Source organism: Pseudomonas sp. PS01299 (assembly GCF_029960145.1).
In the GTDB taxonomy this organism is placed as follows: Bacteria; Pseudomonadota; Gammaproteobacteria; order Pseudomonadales; family Pseudomonadaceae; genus Aquipseudomonas; species Aquipseudomonas putida_A.
The window spans coordinates 34,013-54,975 of the sequence record NZ_JASCPO010000007.1 but is presented as its reverse complement, the minus strand read 5'-3'; the positions used below and the strand labels follow the sequence as shown (position 1 = coordinate 54,975).

The following is a 20,963-nucleotide window of genomic DNA, read 5'->3' as shown; positions in this document are numbered from 1 at the left end:
TCAGAACCACATCCGGATACCGGCGACAAAGCGTGCCTCGCTGGCATCTTCACCTTCCTCACGTGCAAAGTCTGCCGTATTGCCATAGGAACGGCTCCAACTCACCCCGATATAAGGGGCAAATTGGCGGACAATCTCATAACGCAATCGGAGCCCCACTTCGGTGTTGGCTAATCCGGACCCGATGCCGCGCTGAGGGTCATTCTTCCCATAAAAATTGACCTCGGCCGTCGGCTGCAAGATCAATCGATTCGTCAGCAGAATGTCGTAATCGCCTTCCAGTCGAGCAGCCGATTGACCGTTCTCACCGATGTAGGCAGTCGCTTCGGCCTCGAAGTTGTAGAGGGCCATGCCCTGAATGCCGAGTGCGGCCCAGGTTTGAGGAGACCCTGGTTTGAAATCCTGTCGTACACCGGTGACGACGTCCCACCACGGTCCGATGGAGTGCCCCCAGAGCGCGGATAATTCAGCACTTTCCGTCACGCCATTGGTACGTTCGCCTTCCGAGCGCAACCACAGTCGATCAATGTCACCGCCGATCCATCCTTTCGCATCCCAAGCCAACGCACTACCGTTGTCAGCATCCTGGTATTCAAACTTATCCAGCAGCATGAAAGAGTTGATTGTTTTGTCGTGGACACCATGACCAGCGACATCTGGAAAGGCGGCTGCACGGTCAGCATCGGTAAGTACGGGGACAGGGGTTCGACTGGTTGTCGTCGTCCCTTCATCCATACTTTCCATGCCGGTCATTTGACCGTCGTCCATTTTCATCTTGCTGTGGTCCATAGCCCCCATGTTGCTATGGTCCATCGCTCCCATGGAGCCATGGTTCATCTTCGAGTGATCCATCTCTTCAGCGGCGTGAGCCACGGCAAAGAAGACAGGACTCGTAGAAACTGCCAATACCATCAACGTTGGGCGTAAAAAATTCTTGGTCATGATCTCAATCCGCCTTCTTGTTTTCATGGTCATGATCCATCGACTCATGGCGCATCTTGGTATGAGGTATCGTCGCGTGATTCGGCGTTGCCTCGTTTGACGTGGTCGCAGTCTTGTTCGGCGCATCCGCAGAAGTAGCAGGTGAAGGATCACCACGTTCTTCGACTGCCAATGCTACGCAGGAGAATCCACCCATCAGGCCAAAAGCAAAGAGGCAACCGATCAGCGATTTACGATTTAGGTGTGTGCTCACAGATCGTCTCCTTTACTCATCAACCCGTACTTCACGGAACATGCCCATTTCCATATGGAAAAGCAGGTGGCAGTGATAGGCCCAGCGACCTAAAGCATCGGCGGTTACTCGATAGCTGCGCTTGGTACCCGGTGGCATGTCGATTGTGTGCTTACGTACCATGAACTTGCCGTTTTCATCTTCAAGGTCGCTCCACATTCCATGAAGGTGGATGGGGTGCGTCATCATGGTGTCGTTTACCAAGGTGATGCGAAGACGCTCCCCGTACTTGAGACGAAGGGGCTCAGCATCAGAAAATTTGATGCCGTTGAAGGACCAGGAAAACTTTTCCATGTGACCGGTCAGATGCAGCTCAATGGTGCGATTGGGCTCTCGGCCATCAGGGTCCTGGAAAGTGCTCTTCAGATCTGAGTAAGTGAGCACCCGTCGACCGTTGTTCCGCAAACCGATACCTGGATCGTTCAGTTTTGGCGTTGGGTTCATGGCCTGCATGTCAACCAACGGGTTGTTGGTTTCGGACGCTGGGTGAGATTGCATCTCGCCTCCCATACCGCCCATCCCTGCCATCTGGCTGTGGTCCATGCCGGCCATGTCGGACATGTCGCCTTTGTCCATCCCCGCCATCTTGCTGTGGTCCATGCCGGCCATGTTGGACATGTCACCTTTGTCCATCCCTGCCATCTTGCTATGGTCCATGCCGGCCATGTTGGTCATGTCACCGCTGCCCATGCCGGTCATCCCGGTCATGTCACCTTGGTCCATTCCCTGCATCTTGCTGTGATCCATGCCAGCCATACCTGACATGTCACCCTGTTTCATATCGCCGCCGCCCATGCCAGCCATGCTGCCATGGTCCATGCCAGCCATACCGCCCATGCCCATGTCATCCATGGTCAACAGCGGACGCGGATCGATCGCCGGTACCGGTGTTTTCAGTCCTTCACGAACTGCCAAGGTCCCCCGCGCATAGCCGGTTCTATCCATGGACTGGGCAAAGATTGTGTAAGCCTCCTCGGTGGCAGGCTCAACAATCACATCATAGGTTTCTGCCACGGCGATTCGGAATTCATCGACACTGACTGGTTGGACATATTGGCCGTCGGCCGCCACCACGGTCATTTTCAAACCAGGAATGCGAACATCGAAATAGCTCATCGCTGAGCCATTGATAAAGCGCAGGCGTAGCTTCTCGCCAGGCTTAAAAATACCGGTCCAGTTGCCGTTCGGCGCTTGGCCATTCATGAGGTAGGTGTAGGTATCCCCGCTGACGTCTGCCAGATCAGTTGGGTTCATTTTCATTTCGGCCCACATTTTCCGGTCGGCGACGGCAGCAGACCAACCTTGCTTGCTGACGTCGTCGATGAAGTCGCCCACGGTACGTTTGTGGTGGTTGTAGTAGTCCGATTGTTTCTTGAGTTTGGCCATGACGCGCCCAGGATCCTCATCGGTCCAGTCAGTCAGCATCACCACATAGTCGCGATTGTATTGAAACGGCTCAGGCTCTTTCGAATCGATGACTATTGGCCCGTAAACACCTGCCTGCTCTTGCAACCCAGAATGGCTGTGGTACCAGTACGTGCCGTTTTGATGCACCTTGAACTTGTATTCGTACATGCCGTCGGGCGCGATGCCGTGGAAGCTCAAACCCGGTACGCCATCCATGTTGGCAGGCAAAATAATGCCGTGCCAGTGGATGGAGGTGTCTTGATCCAGACGGTTCTTCACGCGCAGAGTGACCGTCTCCCCTTCGCGCCAACGCAGCAAAGGCCCCGGCAACGAGCCATTGATGGTCATGGCTGTGCGCGGCGAGCCAGTGATGTTTACCGGCGTTTCACCAATAAACAGATCAAATTCGTTGCCGGTGAGGACGCTCGGCAGGCCGGGACTGGTCACTGCCCATACAGGAGTGCGCCACAGACCAAGGCCGCCAAGGATGCCGCCGGCGGCCAGGCCTTTAACGAATGTCCGTCTAGAGGTTTTGGAATGCATGCCGTTTATTTCCAATCAGTCAAAAGGGAGCCGTTCAAATCAACCCGTGAGTTGGCAAGATGAGCTTCGCGTACCGAAAAAAAGACGAATTTTTCATTGCAAGCGAGCTCAGAAATTGCCACATCTAAACCACCTTCGTGATTACATTTCTGTCAGCTTGGCCGCGTGCCTGATCGTTCAGCAGTTTTTATGGTCCATCGCTTTGGCTTTGCTTTCAGCGACAGGCGGTTGAGCGCTCTGCGTTTGAGCTACCTGGTACGATTCCATCGAATTCGTCCTGGCCACTTCCATACGTGCGAAAGTCCGGTCACCACCGCCTTCAGCCATGGCCAGAGTGGAAACAGTCAGCGCTGCGACGACGAACAAGGTTTTGATGGTGTTCATATGGGCTACCTCAGATGTGTGAAAATATCCCCTCTGAATCACATCATGGATTGGACTCTTTGGGGGTGAGCAAAAGACTCAGTTGGACTATAAGAGACACCCCCTGTCAGGAAGCTTAGGCCAATATTACAGTTGTGTCAGTTTGGAATATTTTTCTTGAAGTACACGCTATTTAATACGTATGGTCTCCATCTTTTCGCATTGCGCGACTTTTATTGAATATAAGATTGAAGTGTAATCATTGCTTTGGGTTCCATTAATTCTCACGGAGGCGATGTTCTAGGTCTCTGCATTAAAATTAATAGGAGACTTGAATGCTCTGCTGCAACAGCTGGGTGTTCAATGATCAAAGAAGATAGTAATGCCACCGAGGGTGATTAATTGTGAGTATTAATTTTGAGAAAGCATTAGGCTCCGCAGAAAGAGCGTTAGTTTATCGTGGCCAAAGAGCTGAGATCTTAAGTAACAATATCGCGAACGCTGACACTCCGAACTTCAAAGCCCAAGACTTGGATTTTTCTACTGTGCTCGCCAGCCAAACCAAAGAACCTGCTACCACTGCGTTTTCTTTGAAAACAACAAACGCAAAGCATTTTCTTAAGAAAGAATCGGCGGTGGCTATATACGGGCGCGACTTGCTTTACAGCACGCCGGCTCAGCCTGCCTTGGACCAAAATACTGTCGATCAGCAGGTCGAGGTCGCGAAATACACGGAAAACGCGATACGTTTCGATGCCGCTTTTACTCGGCTAAATGGAGCATTCAAGGGTTTGCTCAAAGCTCTGCGCGGTGACTAGCAGCATAGGCGCATGCGAGCCAACTTTGGCCGATACAGCGGCTCAGGTACTTTCGGATTCAAAGGTATTCACCATCAGACGACGCTCTACTCAGGAGCAGGCGTCTCCATTCAATGGCTGATCTTGGAAGGAAAACCAACAGCCTCCACAGCTTTACGGAGCTGTTCAGCGTTTTCGCTACTTTCAACACTCACCTTACCGGTTGATCGATCGACGGAGACCGTAGCGTTGTCGTCCAGTGCCTGGATCGCTCTGGTGATTTTGCCGACGCAGCTGCCGCAACCAATGCCTGATACATCTAAGACGACCATGTGAATTACCCTCGTGCTGAGCGGTGTCTTTTCCCCGCAGCGACAGCATCGACGTTGACACCATGGCAAGGTCAACGATTATCTAATCAAAGCCGTGAGCGCAGATTTCGAGAAGTTTTACGGGACTTGACCACTCGGCTGCTAATTAGCTCGCTACCATTTGAACGGTTTCCAGGAGTGCGCCCTATTGTTCTCGTCGGTAAAGGTCGGCTAACGGCAACATTGCGGCTCTCTCGCTTGATCCAACGATTTTGTATGCCTCTCGTTTCGTCAACGGCTTTGATCTGTCCTCCCGCGAACCTTGCATAGGTATAGGGGGGAGGCCTATCATGCGACCCTATATAGGTAGGGGGGGTATAGCGTGGGTCATATCGCATCACACAAAGACGATCTTCTTAAACGTGTAAAACGTATTGCCGGGCAAATTCAAGCTGTTGAACGAGCATTGGAATCGGACTTCGACTGCGCCAAGACACTACATCTTGTTGCGGCCACTCGGGGTGCCATCAACGGGCTGATGGAGGAGATCATCGAGGATCACGCACGAGCACATGTCGCGAACCCCGCGCTCAGCGAAGAAGAGCGTAACAAGGGCGTCGAAGAGCTTCTTGAAGCTATCCGCCGGTACTCCAAGTGAATGCATCCAGGTAAACACGTATGAGCAGGACCGACATCGATTACACACACGACCACGTGTTTCTAGGCTCAGCGCACGATGAGAATGCCAAGCGTACGCTTTGGGTTGTAGCACTCACGGTGGTAATGATGATCGGGGAGATCACCGCCGGCTATATCACGGGTTCGATGGCGTTACTGGCCGATGGCTTCCACATGGCAACCCATGCCGGCGCATTGGGCATCGCGGCGGCCGCTTACGGATACGCAAAACGCCACGCTACCAGCCAGCGCTACAGTTTCGGTACAGGAAAGGTTGGAGACTTGGGCGGGTTCGCCTCGGCGCTGATTCTTGGCATGATTTCGTTGGGCATTGGCGTTGAATCGTTCATGCGTTTGTTGCAGCCAACACCGGTTCAGTTTGGCACCGCGACCCTCATCGCCGTTGTCGGTTTGCTCGTCAACATTGTCAGTGCCCTGCTGCTGGGTCATGGGCATGGGCATGGGCATGGACATGGACATGGACATGGGCACGACCACGATCACCCTCATGCCTACAACGGAAACGACAACAACTTGAGGTCCGCCTATGTCCACGTCGTTGCAGACGCGCTGACGTCGATTCTGGCCATCGCTGCCTTGCTTGCCGGTCGATATCTGGGTTGGGTGTGGCTCGACCCGGTCATGGGTATCGTCGGCGCTATCGTTATCGCGCGTTGGGCCTGGACCTTGATGGGGGTAACTGCGGGCGTGTTGCTCGATCAGACCGACGCGCACGTTGCCGAGGAAATCCGCGAACTCGTTGAGAAACCTGGTGGCGCTACCATTACAGACTTGCACGTTTGGAGGGTGGGACCTCAAGCGTGCGCGGCGATCGTCAGCGTTCTAGGTGAAGCCACTGTGAACGCCGAGAGCATTCGTGAGCGTCTCAAAACAGTTCACGAAGTCAGCCACCTGACCGTCGAGTTCCGGCAGACATGACTCAGCGCCTGTCCAGCACAACCTCTATAGGACACACCGATGCCGCCCGGTAAACGTGAACTGGCTCGGATCGAGCGCCAGTTGATCGTCACGCTCACCGACGCGTGCGAAACAGCAAAGGACGAGATAAAGGGGTTTATTTGGCTCACTCACACCGCTGACCTAAGTGCGTTGGCTGAAACCCTGAAGGTCATCTGGGTGTTCGAAACCCTGGCTGACAGGAAGCGGGCCGAGATTGACGCGAAGGCCCGCATCTTTGAGTTGACGGCGATCGCCTTGAAAGAGGCCAATCTTGACCTGCCTGTTTCAGACCGCAATGTCCGCTTTGACTCGGAGCAAGAGTGCCAACGCACGCACATAGGCGACTGGAAACGTCGCGTGGCTCAACTACATAAAGCTAAGGGGGACTGACCATGGCAAAAGAAATCGAGAATCCTTGTATCTCGGTTTGCCAACTCAGTGGTGATCTGTGTGTGAGCTGCGGGCGGAATAAGGAAGACATCAGAAAGTGGAAGCGCATGAAGCGGCCCGAAAAAATGGCCGCAATGCAAAGGGCGAATGCGCGCTTAAAGGGATTGAAGAAAGCACATGGATCGCCATTCCCCCCGAGTTAAAACCGCTGCAATTTTGAAGGTCAGTCAACTCGGGTATTCCTCAGCCTCAATGCATTGAAAACTACCGACGCGGAACTGACGCTCATGGCTATGGCAGCGATCATTGGCGACAGGAGGTGCCCCGTCAATGGATAGAGCAAACCAGCGGCAAGAGGTATACCCATTGAGTTGTAGAGAAAAGCAAAGCCCAAATTCTGGCGCATGTTTTTAACTGTGGCGACCGAAAGAGCTCGTGCTCGTAAGATCCCCATCAGGTCACCTTTGACCAGCGTGAGTTGCGCGCTATTCATCGCCACGTCAGTCCCCGTTCCCATGGCTATCCCCACATCTGCTCGCGCCAGGGCCGGAGCATCGTTGATACCGTCACCTGCCATGGCCACTTTTCGCCCGTGTTGCTGTAGGTCTGCCACCAGACGTTCCTTGTCTTGGGGTTTGACTTCACCGTGGACCTCTTCAATCCCCATCTCCCTGGCGACAGCCCGAGCGGTAGTAAGCCCGTCCCCAGTAGCCATGATGATTTTCACGTTGTGAGCCTTAAGCTTGGTGACGGCCTCTTTTGAGGTTGGCTTGATCGGATCTGATACGGCCAACAAACCTGCCAATGCGCCGTCGACGGCGAGGTAGATAATACTGATGCCGTCAAGTCGCAACACCTCAGCGCGCTCTTGTAGGGAGTTGGTGCTCACGCCTGCGGCTTCCATCAACGCTGTGTTCCCCAGCTGGAGCTTCTTGCCATCGACAACGCCACTGACGCCGATACCCGAATCCGACTCAAAGGATTCGGGCTTGGTGAGCTTTATGTTCTCGGCTCGGGCGTGATCGACGATCGCATGTGCTAAAGGATGCTCACTGCCCTGATCAAGGCTGGCAGCCAGGTGAAGGACGTCGTCGGGATTGAAGGTGGGAGTGGCCTCCACGCTGTGAAACACGGGCCGTCCCTCTGTCAGGGTGCCTGTCTTGTCGACAATCAGCGTGTCGATTCTGCAAAGGCTTTCAATTGCACTGGCATCTCTGAACAAAACACCCATGCTGGCTGCTTTACCTGTCGACACCATGATCGACATAGGCGTAGCAAGTCCCAACGCACAGGGACAAGCGATGATCAGCACGGCGACAGCGTTGATTAGACCAAACACCCAACTGGGCTCAGGGCCGAAAAGCCCCCAACCGATAAATGTCATTATCGCAATCGCGATAACACCCATCACGAAGTAGCCGGCAATCGAGTCGGCCATTCGTTGCATCGGCGCCTTGGAACGCTGAGCTCTCGCGACCATCTGTACGATCTGGGACAGCATGGTTTCGGCACCGACCTTCTGGGCCTCCATCACCAGGCTCCCATGCGTATTCAGCGTGGCGCCGATCAGGCTATCTCCAGCTTTCTTCATTACCGGGACTGGCTCGCCAGTGAGCATCGACTCATCCACCGCACTTTCACCCTCAAGTACCGAACCATCAACTGGCACCTTTTCACCCGGTCTGACCCGTAAGTGGTCTCCCAGGTGCACATGTGTGAGAGGAATGTCTTCCTCCTGGCCATCGGCATTGATCCGGCGTGCAGTTTTGGGCGAAAGGCCGAGAAGAGACTTAATGGCGGCGGAAGTTTGTGATCGGGCTTTGAGCTCAAGGATCTGGCCAAGCAACGTGAGCGAGATGATGACCGCTGCCGCTTCGAAGTAAACGCCGATACGTCCATCTTGCATGAAATTGGAGGGAAAACTTTGGGGGAAGAGCGTTGCTATGACGCTGTACAGATAAGCTGCGGCGGTGCCCAACCCAATCAGAGTCCACATGTTGGGACTGCGATTTTTAACCGAGGCCAGTCCCCTTACAAAAAAAGGCCATCCTGCCCATAAGGTCACGGGTGTCGCCAGAGCGAACTCGATCCAGTTTTGAGCTGAACCATGAAGAAGTTGTAACGAGTGACCCGCCATCGCGAGCACGGTTACGACCACGGTTAAGGGCAGCGACCACCAGAAGCGGCGATTGAAATCCCGGAGTTCAGGATTTTCTTCTTCATCAAGCGCCGGCATGACAGGCTCTAGTGCCATGCCACATTTAGGACAGTTACCGGGTCCGGTCTGCCGTATTTCAGGATGCATCGGGCACGTAAATTCAGCGCCCGTTTGTACCGCAGACTCCGGCGTTGTGCTGCCTGACTCGTCGCGCACCACGTGGCCACTGTAGCGCTCAGGGTCCGCTCGAAACTTCTCCTGGCATTTCAGGCTACAGAACCGATACGTCTGTCCCTGGTAAGTCTCAGCAAATTTACTCGACGAAGTGACTGCCATTCCACACACCGGGTCATGTAGATCAGCATCATCCCGGGAAGCAGCATGGGTGTGATTATGGTCGTGATGGCCAGAGGTGGTAGGCATGTCTATTCCCCTTGTAAGGTGCTACTAGAAATGAGCATATTCAGTACAACGATTATTTGCGGCTCCACAGTGGTGCGGTGATGTTTCCGCACGGACCCCGGCTGAGTAAGCGTTGCTATGTTACTTGCGACTTAGCGTAGCCAACTCTTGCGTCGGGCCGGCAGAAATAGCCGACTCCGGTTTATTTCAGATCAAACTCGCCGACCATTCCCGATTGGTAATGCCCCGGCACGTTGCAGGCAAACTGAAGCCCTGCACTGTCGTTGAAGGTCCAGATCAGCTCTTGGGTTGAGCCAGGCTCAATCAGGACACTGTTAGGGTCGTCATGCTCCATTGCGACCATCTTCATTCCGCCCATGCCGTGGCTCATGCCGCTCATCTTCCCGGTACCGGTAGGGCTTAGTGTTCCGTTCTTGAACATGCTTGCCATTTCTTTCTGGTGTGCTGCATGAGCAGCGGCTTTGCCGATGTTGAACTCATGCAGCAGCGAACCCTCGTTGCGAAGGACAAAGCGGATTGTTTCACCAGGTTTTACGTCGATGCTTTTAGGCTTGAAAAAAATGTCGCCCATCTCGACCTCAACCGTGCGGGTAACGTCAGAGGCCACACCAGGCTGGCCTATGTCGTCTTGTCCATGCCCTGCATTAGCCATAGCCGTGGCAGCGAAAAACAGGGTCATTGCTGCGATGAACGGAGTAGCGAGCGTAGTTTTCATGGTGACCTCAGGAATACGTGGGAACATTGGCTATGCTAATGATGCTCAGCTGCCAGCTAACTGACTTGGGCATTACTTCTTTGTCAGTTTTCTAAATAGATACGGCGTCCAATTGACGCCGCAACAAGATGCTGACAAGAACTTATCCAGGGGGCGTTTATTGATGGTTTTCTGAAAGCATCAATTTGTGCTCGCGCTGCATCTGGCGCAAAACGTCATCAACGATTTTGTCGTGCTTCTCCATCCAGGCTAGATGCTCTTGGGGTGACATTGAGGCATCTGGGTGATCGTTGTGGAGCTGGCTCATGATGTCCCCAAGCATCTTCATGTGTTCTGCCATGTGGACGTGACGCTCTCCTTCAGGGGCTTGTTCAGCTTTCATCAACGTGGCTTCGGCCTTGTCGCGCAAACCTTCCATACGCTCAATGACTCGATCTCCGCCGCTTTCAGCCCACACAGAAGCCGAGACCAGTATCGAGCTTACAAAAAACAGCATTTTCAGGCGGTTCATAGGGGTAGCTCCTCATGAGGGAATCCGACTTCCATACGATTCATCGCTCAGAGGTCGGTCGAGCACCAATAAAGTACTCATGTCTGAACCCTAGCCAGCACTCGCTGACATCTACCTGAAGCCAAGATTACTTTTCTGTCAGTTGCTGGTTGGCTGCCAGTTTTCGTTGCAGACTCCGCTTAACCATTATCTGAGAACGACCTCATGAGACTTCTTGTCGCTGAAGACGAACCAAAAATAGGTATCTATTTGCAGCAAGGGCTCAACGAGGCCGGGTTCAATGTCGACCGTTTCACGAATGGAAAAGAGGCGCTTCAGCACGCTTTGAGCGAAGCCTATGATCTGCTGATTCTCGACGTCATGATGCCGGGTTTGGATGGCTGGGAAGTCCTGCAGAAGGTTCGCGCTTCCGGGAAAGACGTCCCGGTGCTTTTTCTCACCGCCAGAGACCGCGTTGAAGACCGAGTGAAGGGACTTGAACTCGGTGCGGATGACTATCTGATCAAACCCTTCGCGTTTTCTGAATTGCTTGCTCGAGTCAGAACGTTGCTGCGTCGCGGTAGCAGCGCACCTTCGCAAACCTTTATGAAACTGGCTGACCTTGAAGTGGACCTGCTCAAGCGTCGAGCCATCCGAGGAGGCAAACGCATAGACCTTACGGCCAAAGAGTTTGCGTTGCTTGAGCTTCTGCTGCGTCGTCGAGGGGAGGTGCTGCCAAAGTCTCTTATCGCCTCCCAGGTTTGGGATATGAACTTCGACAGCGATACCAACGTTATCGAGGTTGCAGTGAGACGGCTCAGGGCCAAGATAGACGACGATTTTGAGGTCAAGTTGATTCATACCTCAAGGGGAATGGGTTACATGCTCGATGCACCAGATTCGGAGTCGTGATGAACCGGATGTCCCTGACGACTCGTATGAGTCTGATGTTTATGCTCGCGGTAACGGCTGTGCTCACGGTCGCCGGACTCAGTTTCAATAACCTCAGCCGGCATCATTTTAAGATGCTGGATCAGCAGGCATTGTACGAAAAACTCCACTCGACTCAGCGGATCTTGTCCGGGCTGAGCAACATCGATCAATTCAGCGAGGCTAAACCGGAGTTAGAAGCGCTGCTGGGCGCACACCGTGATTTGACTGCGCTTATCATCGATGGCGACGGCAAGGTGCTGTTTGCGGATCCCGGCCCGGTCGACGTTCCGAAGGCGTTTCGCACAACCACAAACACAACCGTCTGGGAATGGCGGGAGCAAGAGCAGATGTTCCGTGGTGTGACTGCCCAATCCGTAGTGACGGGACAAGAAAGGCCATTAACTGTCATGTTGATTTTTGACGTTACTCAGCATATGTCCTTTTTCGAGACGCTCGAACGATGGTTTTGGATAGGGTTGGTGATCAGCGCATTGGTCAGTGCTGCACTCGGCTGGATGGTAGCTAGCAGTGGCATGCGGCCTATCCGCCAGGTCACACGGGTAGCTGCCTCCATGTCAGCAAAATCACTCAAGGAGCGTATTCCCCTGGCACCCGTTCCGAAAGAGCTTCAACAGATGGTGTTGTCGTTCAACGCCATGTTATCCAGGCTCGACGATGCATTTGTCCGGTTATCCAACTTTTCGGCAGACATTGCCCACGAACTACGGACCCCCGTGAGCAACTTGATGACCCACACTGAAGTGGTGCTTTCGAGAAAAAGAAACATCGAGGACTACGAAGACAATTTGTACTCCAATCTTGATGACTTGAAGCGCATGAGCCGGATGATTGATGACATGCTTTTTCTGGCGAAATCTGACAATGGTCTAATTACGCACGAGAACAAGCCAATAGACCTGGTGGCTGTCGTGGAAAAATTGCTTGAGTACTACCGCCTGTTGGCTGATGAACGAGGGATCGAGCTTAAGGTTTCAGGACGGGGGAGCGTGCGAGGTGATGTCCTTATGCTCCACCGAGCGATTTCCAATCTACTCTCAAATGCGCTGCGCTACACCTATGAAGGGACGTCAATCAGTGTCGATATTCAGCACAAGGACGCGTCGGTAACGGTTGTCGTGGAAAACCATGGTGAGCCCATTGCCCCCGAACATCTTGAAAAGCTGTTTGATCGTTTTTATCGCGTGGACCCAGCGCGGCGAGAAGGAAGTCCGAGCAACGCAGGGCTAGGTCTGTCGATTACCCGATCAATTGTCGAAGCGCACAATGGCAAGATCTGGTGTACGTCAGGCGACGGGAAAACGGCTTTTCATCTTGAGTTTCCGGCCGTCGATTCCACGGTTAGCTGAGCGAGGAAACATTTGTGATCAACGGCGTCTTGGCGTTCTGCGGTTAGCTACGCCTCTGCGAATTTGCGGAGTGATTGAACTCCCCGGTCCTGCGGTACGCCGTCTCTTCTCCAGGCCTTGCTACGCTCAACGATTAGATGCCAAACATCGTATCAAGCTGACTGAAATGTAATCGAACAGTTTGTGATCGTGTGGCATCGTGTTCTCGCACTGTGACGTTAGGGCTAGCGAGTTTCTCCTGTTCAACTTGGCGAAGAGGACGGGGGCTCCGAGTTAATCAACAGTGGTTTTTAACGAAATTAAAAACTAGTTCCTCCCAAAAAACCTCGAATCAACAGCGCTTGCTGTGAGGAGTCTTGCATGTCATTCCTTAAAACTACGTCCGTGGCGGTTGCAATCACTGCTGGTTTGCTTCTGAGTGCAGTGGCCCAGGCACATCCAAAACTTCTTGCTTCCACTCCGGCAGAAGGCTCGGATGCGGCGGCTCCGTCGAAAATCGAACTGCATTTTTCTGAGAATCTCACCACTCAGTTCTCCGGTGCAAAGCTGATCATGACCGACATGCCTGGCATGCCTAACTCACCAATGGGTGTAAAGGCCGCCGTCGCTGCTGGTGGTGATCCGAAAACTATGGTGATTACGCCGGCTGCACCGCTGACCACCGGCACCTACAAAGTTGAATGGCGTGCAGTGTCCTCGGATACTCACCCGATCACCGGCAACTTTTCATTCAAAGTGAAATGATCCATGAGCGACTCATTAAATATCGTGGTTCGCTTTACTCTCTATTTTGACCTGATGTTGTTATTTGGACTGGCCATATTTGGCTTGTACAGCCTCAAGGGAAAGGAAAGGGTATCGGGCACGGTCTTGAACTTTGAGTCGCTTCTTTACGGTACCTCTGTTGCAGGTGTAGCTCTGTCCCTTGCTGCGATGTTGTTGCTTGCAAAAGCAATGAGCGGTGTATCGGAGCTTATGGAGCTACATCATCACATTTTTGAAATGGTCATCATGGGCACCGATGTTGGGTTGACCTGGATGGTTCGGATAGCCGCCTTGGTGGGGGCAATTCTGGGCGTCGCGTTGAATAAACGATTTCCGACACCCAGCCTCTGGATCGTCACCGTCTGTGGAGCAATCGCGTTGGCCACGCTAGCCTGGACAGGGCATGGTGCCATGGACGAAGGCAGCCGCCGCTACTGGCATTTTCTCAGCGATATTTTCCATTTATTAGCGGCGGGTGGCTGGTTGGGTGCTCTAGCGGCCTTCGCCCTACTGCTGCGGTTGAAATCACTGAAGGGTGAAGAGGAAGCACGAATTCTTGCCCGCGTGCTGACTGGCTTTGAGTCGGCCGGCGGTGTGGTCGTTGCGATCATAAGCGTAACGGGAGTAGTAAATTACCTTTTCATCGTCGGTCCCAACCTTGATGAGGTCATGCTGAGTACCTATGGTCAGTTGCTGTTTTTGAAGATCCTGCTCTTTGCTGGAATGATCGTTTTAGCCACGCTGAACCGCTTTCACTTAAGCCCGCTATTGGAGCGCTCAGTTCGCAATGGTCAATACTCTGTAGCGGTCAATGCCTTGCGCCGCAGCATGAAATTCGAATTCCTGATGGCAATCCTCATCATCTGTCTTGTCGCATGGTTAGGCACGCTAAGTCCTGAAATGGAAATGAGCGCGGAATAGAGGTGTCTGGCACCTAACCAAGAAGCCTGGAACGTGATTGTTAGCACCATTTCTACTGGCTACACTTCAGCACATGACACGCTATCTACGGCTTTGCTTGATTTTACTGATTAGCCTTGCGCTTCCCCTCAGCGGGATGGCGGGTGTTCAGGCGCCGACAGAGCCGTGCCCCATGCAAACCATGGGCATGGCAATGATGGACGGCATGGGCCAAGACTGCTGCCATGACATGAAAAGTCCCACCGAGCACGGAAAACCCTGTAAGCCGGGCCAGGAGTGCAAGACCGGCGGCATGCTGCAAGTCTCCATCGTCAAGCCTCCGGTGACCCTATCTAGCCCCCTCGAAGCGTCCATCTCCATAGATTCCCATCCTGTGCAAACCCCATCAGGGGTATGGCGACCTCCCCGCATTTGATTCCTGTACCACACTGAGCCTCATTCCGCGTCATGCGGGATGGCATATCTGCGCGCATGTCTCATGAGGCGCGCGGTGGATCATCACAGGAATCGTGACCATGAAATCCAAGTGCTATTGCACAGGGTGGCCCCTCGTGACCATCTTGGCGGCAAGCGTACTGGCCTTGCCGAGTCTCGCTGCTGCATTGACACTCGATGAAGCTTTGCAGCTTGCTGAAAACAATGCGCCGTCGCTGACTGCACAAGACGCGAAAATTCAGGCTGCCAGTAGTGCGGCCATCCCCGCTGGTGAACTACCCGATCCCAAGTTGCTGCTAGGCGTACAGAACTACCCCATTGGGGGCCCGGATCGTTGGAGCATCGACCAGGACTTCATGACTATGCGAATGGTCGGAGTCAGTCAGGAGATGCCCAACAGCGCCAAGCGCAAAGCCCGAGTCGAGGTCGCTGATGCGGCCATTGACCGCGCAGCCGCTGAGCGCCGGGTCGAACGTCTAAAGGTTCGTCAGGCCACGGCGTTGGCCTGGATCAACAGCTACTCGGTTGAGCGCAAAGACACGCTGTTTCAGGACTTCTACAAAGAAAACCGTCTGCTGGCCGATACCGTCCGGGCACAAATTGCCGGCGGCGGCGCTCAACCTGCTGATGCAGTAACGCCCAAACAGGAAGCGGCACAACTGGAAGAGCAGCAGGACGATCTGATTCGCCAGAGAGCGCAGGCCCGAGCGGCCCTGAAGCGCTGGATTGGACCGGCCGCCAACGACAAACCTGTGGGTAGCTTGCCTGAATGGCCTGTCGACGCATCTGGTTACTCTCATAAGCTGCAACATCACCCAGAATTGGCAGCGTTTGAACCAATGACCCGCGAAGCGCAAGCCAAGGTCCGTGAAGCCGAAGCGGAAAAACAGTCGGATTGGAGCTGGGAAGTCGACTATCAGAATCGCGGCCGAGAGTTCGGCGACATGGTCAGCGTGCAATTTTCATGGGATCTACCGCTGTTTCCTGACTCACGACAAAACCCCAAAATTGCAGCCAAGCACGCGGAACTCAACCAGCTTGAGGCTGAGCGTGAAGTCCTTTCACGCGAGCACACCCAGCAACTAGAAGATCAGGTGGCCGACTATGAGCGCCTGAATCGCGCCGTCCATCGATCCCAGAGCAGTCTGCTCCCTTTGGCTAAAGAAAAGGTCGAGCTCACTATGGCTAGCTATCGCGCCGGCAAGGGCGATTTGAACTCCGTCGTGGCCGCTCGGCGCGAGCTTATCGAAGCCCGACTCAAGCAGATTGATGTTGAAGAGCAGCGTGCTCTCACCAGCGCTCGCCTGTATTTCGCCTATGGGGAGTCCGCTCAATGATCTCTCGAACATGGAAAGGGGTTTTTGTTGTCAGCATCTCAATTGCTTTGGGAGTCGCCGGTGGTTACTGGTTGGCCCAACCGAGGGTGAGCGCAGTACCGGATGCAGCATCGGAGCAGAAGCCGAAGCCATCAGTCGATCGCAAGGTTCTGTATTGGTACGACCCCATGTACCCACAACAGAAATTCGATAAGCCGGGTAAGTCGCCCTTCATGGACATGGAGATGGTCCCTCAGTACGCGGATAGCAAGGGGGACAGCGCCACTGTTCGCATTGATCCAAGCCTGACCCAGAATCTTGGCGTGCGACTGGCTACTGTCAGTCGAGGTGTGTTTGATTCGAGTCTGGATGTTGTGGGTGTATTGACCTTCAACGAGCGCGACGTTGCCGTCATCCAGGCCCGTACGGCGGGTTTCGTCGAGCGTGTGTATGCCCGCGCTCCTGGCGATGTGATTAAAGCCAACGCCGCTTTGGCGGATATTCTTGTCCCGGAGTGGTCTGCGGCTCAGGAGGAGTTTCTCGCACTCAAGCGTAGTGGCGATGCGGGCTTGCTGGCAGCGGCTCGCCAGCGTTTGCGGCTCACCGGGATGCCGGCGGCATCGATTGCTCAAGTAGAGCGCAGTGGCAAAGTCCAACCAAACCTGACCCTCACCAGCCCCATCAGTGGGGTGTTGCAAGAACTCGATGTGCGCGAAGGTATGACAGTTGCTGCCGGCGAAACACTGGCACGCGTGAATGGTTTGAGTAACGTCTGGCTGGCTCTGGCGGTCCCGGAGACTGAATCGGGGTCGATTCAGCTGGGGCAAGTGGCTGAGGCGCGTTTGCCCGCGTTCCCAGGCGTCGTGCTCAATGGCGTGGTAAGCGCGATTCTTCCAGAAACCAATCCCGATAGTCGCACCCTTCGCGTGCGCGTCGAATTACCTAACCCAGAAGGCCGTCTAAGGCCGGGTATGACTGCACGAGTGAGCCTCAATCGCTCAACGGAGCAAAGTGTGCTGTGGGTGCCGAGCGAGGCGGTCATTCGCACCGGTCGACGTGCCCTAGTGATGCTCGCTGAAGGCGCCGGTCGCTATCGTCCCGTGGAGGTGCAACTTGGGCAGGAAGGCGATGGCAAGACGGCCATATTGAAAGGGTTGGAAGAGGGCCAGAAAGTGGTTAGCTCTGGCCAGTTCCTGCTCGACTCGGAGGCCAGTCTTAAGGGCATCGTGGCCAAATCAGAGGAACCTTCACCCACCAGTGCAGCTGCCGCGGGTTTGCATGAAGCGGATGGGCAAATCGTTGAGATCAACGATAAGGAAGTCACTCTCGCTCACGGCCCTTTCAAGACGCTGGGCATGCCTGGCATGACGATGACGTTCCCGCTCGCCAATCCCGCTCTGATGCAGGGCCTTAAAACGGGCGACAAGGTCCGGATAGGCGTGAATCAGACCGACGACGGATTGCGTGTTGAGCGTCTGGACAAATCAGGGGGCCAGCCATGATTGCTGCCCTTATTCGTTGGTCAGTAACCAACCGATTCCTGGTGCTACTGGCGACGCTGTTTATCACGGCCTGGGGCCTTTGGTCGGTGCAGAGCACGCCCATTGATGCGCTACCAGACTTGTCCGATGTGCAGGTGATCATCCGCACCCCTTATCCGGGACAAGCACCCCAGATTGTCGAGAACCAGGTCACCTATCCGTTGGCCACCACCATGCTCTCAGTACCAGGTGCCAAGACGGTGCGTGGTTATTCCTTTTTCGGTGACAGCTTTGTCTATGTGCTTTTCGAAGACGGCACTGACTTGTACTGGGCTCGCTCGCGGGTGTTGGAGTATTTGAGCCAAGTACAAAGCCGCTTGCCGGCCAGCGCCAAGCCGGCGTTGGGGCCAGATGCGACAGGCGTAGGATGGATCTTCCAGTACGCGCTGGTGGATCGCAGTGGCGGGCATGATCTGGCACAGCTACGCGCCCTTCAGGACTGGTTTCTCAAGTTTGAACTCAAGACCCTGCCCAATGTGGCGGAAGTGGCCACTGTGGGCGGCATGGTCAAGCAGTACCAGGTACAGCTAGATCCGCTCAAATTGGCCAGCCTTCGTATTACGCAGGCCGAGGTGAGCGAAGCGATCGGCAAGGCTAACCAGGAAACTGGTGGTGCAGTGCTGGAGATGGCAGAGACCGAGTTCATTGTGCGGGCTTCCGGCTACTTGAAAACGCTCAATGATTTTCGGGCGATCCCACTCAAGCTGGGATCGGGCGGTGTGCCGGTGAACTTGGGCGATGTCGCCACGATCCAGTTGGGGCCGGAGATGCGCCGTGGCATCACCGAACTCGACGGCGAAGGCGAGACGGTTGGCGGCGTGGTGATTTTGCGCAGCGGTAAGAATGCTCGCGAGACCATTGCGGCGGTCAAAACCAAACTCGACGAACTGAAAAGCAGCCTGCCGGCCGGGGTGGAAATCGTCACCACCTACGATCGCAGCAAGCTGATCGACCGTGCTGTGGAAAATCTCAGCCACAAGCTCATCGAAGAGTTCATCGTTGTCGCATTGGTTTGCGGGATCTTTCTTTGGCACCTGCGCTCGTCCCTGGTGGCGATCATTTCCCTGCCGGTCGGTGTGCTGATGGCCTTTATTGTCATGCGCTACCAAGGGATTAACGCGAACATCATGTCCTTGGGCGGGATAGCCATCGCCATCGGCGCCATGGTCGATGCTGCTGTGGTAATGATCGAAAACGCACACAAGAAGATTGAGGCCTGGCACGTCGCCAATCCTGGTGAGGAACTGAAGGGTGAGCGTCATTGGCATGTAATGACCGAAGCAGCGGCTGAAGTTGGACCAGCTCTATTCTTCTGTTTGTTGATCATCACCCTTTCGTTCATTCCGGTGTTCACCCTGCAAGCGCAAGAGGGGCGGTTGTTCGGCCCGCTGGCTTTCACAAAAACCTACGCCATGGCCGCCGCAGCAGGATTGTCAGTGACCTTGGTGCCGGTATTGATGGGCTATTGGATTCGAGGACGGATTCCTAGTGAAAAAAACAATCCGCTGAACCGCTGGCTCATTCGGATCTACCAGCCGGCTCTGGATGCAGTGCTGCGGCGACCGAGGATCACGCTGCTGGTGGCAGCGTTGGTGTTTTTTAGTGCGCTTTGGCCAATGTCGCGCTTAGGTGGCGAGTTTCTTCCGCCTTTGAATGAAGGCGACCTGCTCTATATGCCTTCGGCTCTGCCTGGATTGTCCGCACAGAAAGCGGCCCAACTGCTGCAACAGACCGACCGCCTCATCAAAACCGTGCCGGAGGTCGAACATGTCTTCGGTAAAGCGGGACGTGCCGAAACTGCCACCGACCCGGCGCCGCTGGAGATGTTCGAAACCACTATCCAGTTCAAGCCACAGGAGCAATGGCGCCCAGGCATGACTCAGGAAAAACTGGTGGAAGAGCTGGACCGAGTCGTGCGAGTTCCTGGGTTGACCAATATCTGGATACCACCGATTCGCAACCGAATCGATATGCTGGCTACGGGGATCAAAAGCCCCATTGGTGTAAAGATTGCCGGCACCAATCTGACGGAGATTGATTCCGCGACTCAGGCGGTCGAGCGAGTGGCCAAGAGCGTACCCGGTGTCAGTTCGGCGCTGGCCGAGCGATTGACCGGTGGACGTTACATCGACGTGGATATCGACCGAAAAGCCGCCGCCCGATATGGACTGAATATCGCCGATGTGCAGTCGATCGTGTCCGGCGCTATCGGCGGTGAAAATGTCGGCGAGACCATTGAAGGGCTTGCACGCTTCCCAATCAACGTCCGTTACCCTCGGGAATGGCGGGATTCGCTTGGCGCTTTGGAGCAGTTGCCAATCTACACCCCGCTAGGCAGCCAGATCACCCTTGGCACAGTGGCGAAGATCAAGGTCAACGACGGGCCGCCGATGCTCAAAAGTGAAAACGCACGGCCTTCAGGCTGGGTGTACATCGACGTGCGCGGCCGGGATATTGCCTCCGTAGTCGCCGATTTGCGCCGGCTCGTCAGCGAGCAGGTCAAGTTGCAGCCCGGCATGAGCCTGAGCTACTCAGGTCAGTTCGAATTTCTTGAGAGGGCCAACGCACGACTAAAACTGGTGGTCCCTGCCACGCTGCTGATCATCTTCGTCCTGCTTTACCTGACATTTGCCCGCTTCGACGAGGCCCTGCTGATTATGGCCACGCTGCCATTTGCCCTCACGGGCGGTGCATGGTTTCTTTATCTGTTGGGATTCAACCTGTCGGTTGCCACCGGGGTTGGCTTTATCGCCTTGGCCGGCGTTTCTGCCGAATTTGGCGTGATCATGCTGCTCTACCTGAAAAATGCCTGGGCCGAGCGTCAAGACCTCGGTGACAACACAGAACGCGGGTTAATGGCCGCGATTCGTGAAGGCGCTGTGCAGCGCGTTCGCCCCAAGGCCATGACCGTGGCGGTGATTATCGCTGGTTTGTTACCTATACTTTTGGGAAGCGGTACCGGCAGCGAGGTAATGAGCCGCATTGCCGCCCCGATGATTGGCGGTATGGTCACGGCGCCTTTGCTGTCGCTGTTTGTGATTCCGGCTGCCTATCAGCTCATGCGCCGTCGAAACCTATCCGCTGAGCTTGGCAGGGACTGACGCGGAGAAAATGCACAAAAGGGGCTGCTCTTGCAGCCTCGTTTGAGCTGCACAGCTCGTTTTCATCAGGCCTGTGCGCGATGTGTATTGAAATTAGCGAGTTTATGTCTTTTGC

General features: G+C 54.6%; 21 protein-coding genes. 13 read left to right on the top strand and 8 right to left on the bottom strand.

Annotated features, from left to right (window positions below; all coding sequences use genetic code 11):
- From QMX91_RS03315 to QMX91_RS03300, 4 genes are all read right to left on the bottom strand, one after another.
- The gene (locus QMX91_RS03315; RefSeq protein ID WP_081376980.1) at window positions 1-942 is read right to left on the bottom strand and encodes a copper resistance protein B; all 942 of its coding nucleotides are present in this window, start codon (window positions 940-942) and stop codon (window positions 1-3) included.
- Between the two features lie 4 nt (window positions 943-946).
- Window positions 947-1,195 carry a hypothetical protein gene (locus QMX91_RS03310; RefSeq protein WP_131670796.1) on the bottom strand — a complete coding sequence of 83 codons (249 nt, stop codon included), beginning with the start codon at window positions 1,193-1,195 and terminating at the stop codon, window positions 947-949.
- A gap of 12 nt (window positions 1,196-1,207) precedes the next feature.
- Window positions 1,208-3,184, bottom strand: a complete 1,977-nt coding sequence (locus QMX91_RS03305) for a copper resistance system multicopper oxidase (protein WP_158830531.1) — start codon at window positions 3,182-3,184, stop codon at window positions 1,208-1,210.
- Between the two features lie 177 nt (window positions 3,185-3,361).
- Window positions 3,362-3,568, bottom strand: a complete 207-nt coding sequence (locus QMX91_RS03300) for a co-regulatory protein PtrA N-terminal domain-containing protein (protein WP_019816895.1) — start codon at window positions 3,566-3,568, stop codon at window positions 3,362-3,364.
- 383 nt (window positions 3,569-3,951) lie between these two features.
- Between QMX91_RS03300 and flgB the strand changes: the two genes are divergently transcribed.
- Window positions 3,952-4,365: a flagellar basal body rod protein FlgB gene (gene flgB, locus QMX91_RS03295; RefSeq protein ID WP_019816894.1), complete on the top strand. Its 414-nt coding sequence runs from the start codon at window positions 3,952-3,954 to the stop codon at window positions 4,363-4,365.
- A 110-nt stretch (window positions 4,366-4,475) separates the two neighbouring features.
- Here flgB and QMX91_RS03290 read toward each other — a convergent pair whose 3' ends face one another.
- Complete coding sequence (locus QMX91_RS03290; protein ID WP_019816893.1) at window positions 4,476-4,676, bottom strand: heavy-metal-associated domain-containing protein; 201 nt, start codon at window positions 4,674-4,676, stop codon at window positions 4,476-4,478.
- A gap of 361 nt (window positions 4,677-5,037) precedes the next feature.
- Here QMX91_RS03290 and QMX91_RS03285 point away from each other — a divergent pair, with 361 nt between their 5' ends.
- From QMX91_RS03285 to QMX91_RS03270, 4 genes are read left to right on the top strand one after another with little or no spacing between them, the layout of a single operon-like run.
- Entirely contained in the window at window positions 5,038-5,313 is a 276-nt protein-coding gene (locus QMX91_RS03285) for a metal/formaldehyde-sensitive transcriptional repressor (protein ID WP_019816892.1), read from the top strand.
- Window positions 5,314-5,333: 20 nt separating this feature from the next.
- Window positions 5,334-6,272 carry a CDF family Co(II)/Ni(II) efflux transporter DmeF gene (gene dmeF / locus QMX91_RS03280; RefSeq protein ID WP_282412215.1) on the top strand — a complete coding sequence of 313 codons (939 nt, stop codon included), beginning with the start codon at window positions 5,334-5,336 and terminating at the stop codon, window positions 6,270-6,272.
- Between the two features lie 39 nt (window positions 6,273-6,311).
- Window positions 6,312-6,683: a hypothetical protein gene (locus tag QMX91_RS03275; protein WP_045061253.1), complete on the top strand. Its 372-nt coding sequence runs from the start codon at window positions 6,312-6,314 to the stop codon at window positions 6,681-6,683.
- Between the two features lie 2 nt (window positions 6,684-6,685).
- A complete protein-coding gene (locus QMX91_RS03270; protein ID WP_282412214.1) occupies window positions 6,686-6,886 on the top strand; it encodes a DUF1289 domain-containing protein in 201 nt (66 codons plus the stop codon).
- A 20-nt stretch (window positions 6,887-6,906) separates the two neighbouring features.
- Here QMX91_RS03270 and QMX91_RS03265 read toward each other — a convergent pair whose 3' ends face one another.
- The 3 genes from QMX91_RS03265 to QMX91_RS03255 form a co-directional block, all read right to left on the bottom strand.
- The gene (locus QMX91_RS03265; RefSeq protein ID WP_166495143.1) at window positions 6,907-9,264 is read right to left on the bottom strand and encodes a heavy metal translocating P-type ATPase; all 2,358 of its coding nucleotides are present in this window, start codon (window positions 9,262-9,264) and stop codon (window positions 6,907-6,909) included.
- 181 nt (window positions 9,265-9,445) lie between these two features.
- Window positions 9,446-9,979: a plastocyanin/azurin family copper-binding protein gene (locus QMX91_RS03260; protein ID WP_019816982.1), complete on the bottom strand. Its 534-nt coding sequence runs from the start codon at window positions 9,977-9,979 to the stop codon at window positions 9,446-9,448.
- Window positions 9,980-10,136: 157 nt separating this feature from the next.
- Window positions 10,137-10,490: a co-regulatory protein PtrA N-terminal domain-containing protein gene (locus QMX91_RS03255; protein WP_024616841.1), complete on the bottom strand. Its 354-nt coding sequence runs from the start codon at window positions 10,488-10,490 to the stop codon at window positions 10,137-10,139.
- Window positions 10,491-10,694: 204 nt separating this feature from the next.
- Between QMX91_RS03255 and QMX91_RS03250 the strand changes: the two genes are divergently transcribed.
- The 8 genes from QMX91_RS03250 to QMX91_RS03215 all read left to right on the top strand — a co-directional run bounded on the left by QMX91_RS03250 (window position 10,695) and on the right by QMX91_RS03215 (window position 20,848).
- Window positions 10,695-11,381, top strand: coding sequence for a heavy metal response regulator transcription factor (locus tag QMX91_RS03250; RefSeq protein WP_019816984.1), 687 nt, complete (start codon window positions 10,695-10,697; stop codon window positions 11,379-11,381).
- A complete protein-coding gene (locus QMX91_RS03245; protein ID WP_070411942.1) occupies window positions 11,381-12,769 on the top strand; it encodes a heavy metal sensor histidine kinase in 1,389 nt (462 codons plus the stop codon). The genes QMX91_RS03250 and QMX91_RS03245 overlap by 1 nt, the downstream gene beginning before the upstream one ends.
- Before the next feature lie 360 nt (window positions 12,770-13,129).
- A complete protein-coding gene (gene copC, locus QMX91_RS03240) occupies window positions 13,130-13,513 on the top strand; it encodes a copper homeostasis periplasmic binding protein CopC (RefSeq protein ID WP_074759363.1) in 384 nt (127 codons plus the stop codon).
- Window positions 13,514-13,516: 3 nt separating this feature from the next.
- Window positions 13,517-14,455: a copper homeostasis membrane protein CopD gene (copD, locus tag QMX91_RS03235; RefSeq protein ID WP_158830534.1), complete on the top strand. Its 939-nt coding sequence runs from the start codon at window positions 13,517-13,519 to the stop codon at window positions 14,453-14,455.
- A 73-nt stretch (window positions 14,456-14,528) separates the two neighbouring features.
- A complete protein-coding gene (locus QMX91_RS03230) occupies window positions 14,529-14,870 on the top strand; it encodes a hypothetical protein (RefSeq protein ID WP_074759366.1) in 342 nt (113 codons plus the stop codon).
- Between the two features lie 100 nt (window positions 14,871-14,970).
- Window positions 14,971-16,227: a TolC family protein gene (locus QMX91_RS03225; protein ID WP_034115515.1), complete on the top strand. Its 1,257-nt coding sequence runs from the start codon at window positions 14,971-14,973 to the stop codon at window positions 16,225-16,227.
- On the top strand, window positions 16,224-17,708 hold the full coding sequence (locus QMX91_RS03220) for an efflux RND transporter periplasmic adaptor subunit (RefSeq protein ID WP_034115514.1): 1,485 nt from the start codon (window positions 16,224-16,226) through the stop codon (window positions 17,706-17,708). Before QMX91_RS03225 ends, QMX91_RS03220 begins: the two co-directional genes overlap by 4 nt.
- Window positions 17,705-20,848 (top strand): efflux RND transporter permease subunit, encoded by a 3,144-nt coding sequence (locus QMX91_RS03215; RefSeq protein WP_034115513.1) that lies wholly within the window; start codon window positions 17,705-17,707, stop codon window positions 20,846-20,848. The genes QMX91_RS03220 and QMX91_RS03215 overlap by 4 nt, the downstream gene beginning before the upstream one ends.
- Window positions 20,849-20,963 lie beyond the last annotated feature (115 nt).